The sequence below is a fragment of the Testudinibacter sp. 'clade 2' genome (genome assembly GCF_006227735.1).
In the GTDB taxonomy this organism is placed as follows: domain Bacteria; phylum Pseudomonadota; class Gammaproteobacteria; order Enterobacterales; family Pasteurellaceae; genus Chelonobacter.
The window spans coordinates 1-5992 of the sequence record NZ_VDHB01000158.1 but is presented as its reverse complement, the minus strand read 5'-3'; the positions used below and the strand labels follow the sequence as shown (position 1 = coordinate 5992).

General features: G+C 46.2%; 5 protein-coding genes. All 5 read left to right on the top strand.

What is annotated here, in order from left to right; translation table 11 throughout:
- Window positions 1–1469: DMSO/selenate family reductase complex A subunit (locus FHQ30_RS11425; protein ID WP_176552770.1), on the top strand; the 1469-nt coding region annotated here is incomplete at its 5' end.
- 78 nt (window positions 1470–1547) lie between these two features.
- Entirely contained in the window at window positions 1548–3971 is a 2424-nt protein-coding gene (locus FHQ30_RS11420) for a DMSO/selenate family reductase complex A subunit (RefSeq protein WP_139612156.1), read from the top strand.
- 11 nt (window positions 3972–3982) lie between these two features.
- A complete protein-coding gene (locus FHQ30_RS11415) occupies window positions 3983–4600 on the top strand; it encodes a DMSO/selenate family reductase complex B subunit (RefSeq protein WP_139612155.1) in 618 nt (205 codons plus the stop codon).
- A 1-nt stretch (window position 4601) separates the two neighbouring features.
- Window positions 4602–5462, top strand: coding sequence for a DmsC/YnfH family molybdoenzyme membrane anchor subunit (locus tag FHQ30_RS11410; protein ID WP_139612154.1), 861 nt, complete (start codon window positions 4602–4604; stop codon window positions 5460–5462).
- Between the two features lie 132 nt (window positions 5463–5594).
- Window positions 5595–5954 (top strand): DUF488 domain-containing protein, encoded by a 360-nt coding sequence (locus FHQ30_RS11405; RefSeq protein ID WP_139612153.1) that lies wholly within the window; start codon window positions 5595–5597, stop codon window positions 5952–5954.
- Window positions 5955–5992 lie beyond the last annotated feature (38 nt).

Sequence of the window (5992 nt, the reverse complement as noted above, 5' to 3'; positions counted from 1 at the left end):
ATGCACCGGCAAACGGTCACTATAAAGCCTATATTTTGGGGCAAGGCGACGACGCTATCGCCAAAACTCCGGCATGGGCGGCAGACATCACTGGCATTCCCGCCGATAAGATCATCAAACTCGCCAGAGAAATCGGCAGTACCAAACCGTGCTACATCAGCCAAGGTTGGGGACCACAACGCCAATCTAACGGTGAGCTTGCCGCTCGGGCAATCGCCATGCTGCCGATTTTAACCGGCAATGTCGGCATCAACGGTGGCAATTCCGGCGCCAGAGAAAGCACTTACACCATCACTATCAAGCGCTTTCCGGTCTTAACCAATCCGGTGCAGACTAAAATTCCGGTATTCATGTGGACGGATGCTATTGAGCGGGGTACCGAGCTGACCGCTCTCAAAGACGGCATCCAAGGCAAAGATAAGTTGGACGTGCCGATCAAATTCCTGTGGAATTATGCGGGCAATACCATTATCAATCAGCACTCCGACATTAACCGCACACATGAAATCTTACAGGACAAGAGCAAATGCGAAATGATTGTGGTCATTGATAATTTTATGACCTCTTCCGCCAAATATGCCGATATTTTATTACCGGATCTGATGACGACGGAACAAGAAGATATTATCCCGAATGATTCTGCCGGCAATATGGGTTACCTGATTTTCGGACAAGCGGCGACAGCCCCTAAATTCGAGCGGCGTCCGATTTATCAAATTCTATGCGATATCGCCAAACGCCTTGGTGACGAAGTGTATGACAAATTTAGCGAAGGAAGGACTCAGGAACAATGGTTGCAACATTTATATGCCGAAATGCGAGCAATGGATGCCGATCTGCCGACATACGACGCCTTGAAAGCAATGGGAATCTTCAAGAAAAAAGATCCGAAAGGTCATCTGGTCGCTTATAAGGATTTCAGGGATGATCCGGAAGCCAATCCGTTAAGCACACCGTCCGGAAAAATCGAAATTTACTCCGCCCGCTTAGCCGAAATTGCGGCAAGTTGGGATTTAAAAGAGGATGAAGTGATCGACCCTCTGCCGATCTACCACCCGGGATTTTATAGCCATATCGAGGCGCAAAACGGACAGTTCCCGCTACAACTTGTCGGTTTCCATTATAAATCCCGTACTCATTCCAGCTATGGCAATATTAATGTGTTGGAAAGTGCCTGTCCGCAAGAAGTATGGATTAATCCGCTTGATGCCAAATCGCGAAATATTCAAAGTGGGGATTTGGTCAGAATCTTCAATGAAATCGGTGAAACCCGCATTGAAGCAAAAGTCACCCCAAGAATTATGCCCGGAGTACTAGGCATGGGACAAGGTGCATGGCACCGCGCGAATATGTGGGGTGATAAAATTGACCACAACGGCAGTATCAATGTCCTCACCACCCAGCGCCCGTCGCCGTTGGCGAAAGGGAATCCGCAGCATTCAAACCTAGTGCAGATTGAGAAAGTGTAAGGTGATTGTAAGTAATTTTAGGGTAATGTTCGTCATTTCGAGTTGATACTCATTAATTTTGGTGCCGGAGGCGTGGAAATGGAACTAAATAATGTAATTCACTATAATGTCAATAGAAGAAATTTATTAAGAGGTGCCAGTCTGGCTACGGTAGCTGCAGGTGTGTTGTTACCGTTTTCATTGAAAGCGGCAGGAAAAGGTGGCACCGCAGATACAAATAGCGAAAAAGTAATTTGGAGCGCCTGCACCGTAAACTGTGGAAGTCGTTGTCCATTAAGAATGCATGTGGTTGATGGGCAGATAACTTATGTCGAAACAGATAATACTGGAACCGATACTTACGACGTTGATAATCAGATACGTGCTTGTTTGAGAGGCCGCTCTATGCGGCAGCGGGTGTATAATCCGGATCGTTTAAAATATCCGATGAAACGGATTGGAAAACGTGGCGAAGGTAAATTTAAAAAAATCAGTTGGGATGAAGCGCTAAATGAAATCGCCACGGCCCTCAAACGCATTATTAAAGATTACGGCAATGAAGCGATTTATCTGAATTACGGTACCGGCACACTCGGCGGCACTATGACAAAATCCTGGCCACCCGGTGGCACGCTTGTCGCACGCCTGATGAACTGCTGTGGAGGCTATTTGAATCACTATGGTGATTATAGCACGGCGCAAATTGCCGTAGGTTTGAATTATACCTATGGTGGTTGGGCTGACGGTAATGATACTTCGGATATTGCTAATAGTAAGTTGGTTGTTTTATTTGGTAACAACCCGGCTGAAACGCGCATGAGCGGCGGTGGGATTACCTATCATTTAGAGCAGGCAAGGGAACGTTCTAATGCTAAATTAATAGTGATTGATCCACGCTATACTGATACTGCAGCGGGCAGAGAAGATGAGTGGATCCCGATTCGTCCCGGCACCGATGCCGCATTAGTATCGGCAATTGCTTATGTTTTGATTAGCGAAAATTTAGTTGATAAGCCTTTTTTAGATACTTATTGTGTTGGTTACGATGAAAAAACATTACCGGATAGTGCGCCTAAAAATGGTCATTATAAGGCCTATATTTTAGGCGAAGGTAATGACGGAATTGCCAAAACACCTGACTGGGCGGCAAAAATTACTGGTATTCCGGCAGATAAAATTATCAAACTGGCACGGGAAATCGGCAGTACCAAACCGTGTTATATCAGCCAAGGCTGGGGACCGCAGCGGCGCAGTAACGGTGAGCTGATTTCCCGTGCAATAGCTATGCTGCCTATTTTAACCGGTAATGTCGGAATCAACGGAGGTAACAGTGGCGCCCGTGAAGGGGGATATAGAATACCTTTTGTCAGAATTCCCACATTAACCAACCCGGTTCAAGCCAGTATTCCGATGTTTTTATGGACTGACGCCATTATCCGTGGGACGGAAATGAATGCGCTCAAAGATGGTATACGCGGTGTCGAGCAGTTGAAAGTGCCAATTAAATTTATCTGGAATTATGCCAGCAACTGTTTGGTAAACCAACATTCTGAAATCAATCGTACTCATGAAATCCTACAAGACGACACACAGTGTGAAATGATCGTAGTCATTGATAATCATATGACTTCAAGCGCAAAATATGCCGATATATTATTACCTGACTGCACCGCTTCAGAACAAATGGACTTCTGTATGGATGCTTCTGCTGGCAATCTGAATTACGTTATTTTTGCCGATCAAGTCATTCAACCGCAATTCGAATGCCGTAATATATACGATATGTTAAGCGATCTTGCTAAACGCATGGGCGTTGAACAACAGTTTACCGAAGGCAGAACCCAAGAAGAATGGCTGCGCCATGTGTATAAACTCTCAAAAGATAACTTGCCAGAGCTCCCTACCTTCGAAAATTTTCGCGAGATGGGGGTTTATAAAAAACATGATCCTGAAGGATATCATGTTGCTTATAAAAAATTTCGGGAAGATCCGGTAGCGAATCGACTGAGTACGCCATCCGGCAAAATCGAAATTTATTCCGAGCAGCTTGCTGAAATCGCGGAAACATGGATTCTGCAAAAAGATGAAGTGATTGATCCGTTACCAATACATGTTGAAAGTTTTGAGCATTACGGCGATCCCCTGATGGAGAAATTCCCACTGCAACTGAGCGGCTTTCATTATAAAGCCAGAACGCATTCTACTTATGGCAACATTGAGCTGATTAAAGCCGCCTGTCCGCAAGAAATCTGGATTAATCCGCTAGATGCGGCTCCACGTGATATCAACAATGGCGATGTGGTTCGGATTTTCAATGCGCGAGGTGAAGTGCGGATCAATGCCAAGGTTACGCCGCGGATTATTCCGGGTGTTGTGGCATTGAGTGAAGGGGCATGGTATATGCCGGATCAAAATAAGATAGATCAGGCCGGCAGTATCAATGTTCTCACTACTCAGCGTCCGTCTCCTCTCGCGAAAGGAAATCCGCAACATTCGAACTTAGTACAAATAGAAAAAGTATAAGGGAGTAAATTATGAGCGAACAATATGGTTTTTACATCGATTCGGATCGCTGCACCGGGTGCAAAACCTGCGAATTGGCTTGTAAGGATTACAAGGATTTGCCGGTGGATGTGAATTATCGGCGGATTTATGAATATGCCGGCGGCGATTGGCAGCAAAGTGGCAATTGTTGGCAGCAGAATGTCTTTTCGTATTATTTGTCGATTTCCTGCAATCACTGCGAAGATCCGGCGTGCGTCAAGGTGTGCCCGAGCGGGGCGATGCACAAAAATGCAGATGGTTTTGTCATTGTCGATGAGGAACTGTGTATCGGCTGTCGCTATTGCCATATGGCATGTCCATACGATGCGCCGCAATACAGCGAAGCCAAGGGACATATGACAAAATGCGATGGTTGCTATTCTCGGGTGAAAGCGGAACAAAAACCAATTTGTGTCGAATCCTGCCCATTACGGGCGTTGGACTTCGCCCCGATTGGTGAACTCCGCGCCAAATACGGCGAACTGGCAGCGTTAGCGCCGTTGCCGCTAGAGCGATATACTCAACCGAATTTGGTGATCAAACCGAACAAAAATGCGCGTCCAAGTGGCGACAGCAGTGGATTTTTAGCCAACCCAAGGGAGGTGTAACATGAATTCTGGATTACATGAATTACCGTTGGTTCTATTTACCGTGCTGGCTCAAAGTGCGGTCGGTGCTATAATTTTGATGGCGGTATATTTATTGCTGCAAGCCGATGATCCGCAACGGCAACGTAAAGTAACGATATTTTTGCTACTACCGCTAATTTTGTTGGGATTGGGCTTTGCCGCCTCGATTCTACATTTAGGTTCACCGTTGCGTGCCTTTAACTCGCTGAACCGGATTGGTAGCTCGGCGCTGAGTAACGAGATCGCTGCTGGCGCTCTGTTTTTCATTCTTACCGGGCTATATTGGCTGTTGCAGTTGCTGAATAAAATGCCAGCAATCTTGAATAAACTTTGGTTGCTAATGCTGATTGTGAGCGGCGGCATATTTACGTATGTGATGAGTTCGGTCTATTTAATCAGCACCGTACCGACTTGGAATAGCGCTTACACCCCCGCATCATTCCTGCTGACCGCACTTTTGGCTGGTTTTATCCTCGGTTATGCGCTGCTGTGTTTCGCCGGAGTTGAAGCTGACCGATTACGACTCGTTCCACCAATCTTGGTATTCGCATTGTTGCTCGCCGTTTGTTTAGTGGTATTTCAAACGACGACCTTGGCAGGTATTCAAACCTCAGTACAGAAAGCCGCAGAGTTAGCACCGGATTATGGCAAAATGATGGTCATCAGATTCATATTATTGTTTGGCGGCGTTGGGCTACTGTTTTACAGTCGCTGTAATAAAAACAGCTTACCAGGCTTTTCACTCTGCGCCAGTGTCATTTTTGTCGTTATTGCAGAGTTGATCGGCAGAACCCTGTTTTACGGTCTGCATATGACGGTCGGAACCACGATTGCTGGCTGACGAATTGATTTTTGGCTAAAAAGCAACCTGCCTCTTATGGGTAAGTTGCTTTTTTTTATGCGCGTTTGGCATGGATTTTAACCCAAGTGCGGTATATTCTGATGGCATTAATCACACAAAATGGAGTCAATTATGTATCAGTTAAAACGCGTCTATACCTTTGATGATAATGATTTTCCGGCACTGTTGGCTGACAGGCTTTGGCCGCGCGGGATTGCCAAAGTGCGGTTGGATGGGGTGTTGTGGCTGAAAGCGGTGACACCGTCCAATGAACTGCGTCAATGGCTGCACCAAGATCCGCTTGCGCATTATGATGAATTTTGCCGCCGTTATCGGCAAGAGCTGAGCGCGGAGGCGGTGCAAGCCGATTTACAACAACTGCGCCAACTGCACGCGCAGTATGATCGTTTGACATTGCTGACAGCGGCAACAGTGATTGAACACAGCCATTTGCCAGTGTTGCAGAGCGTGTTGCAAGGTGAAATTGAATAGGGTCTGTTGATGTTTGTTTATATTTTAAACACAATCCG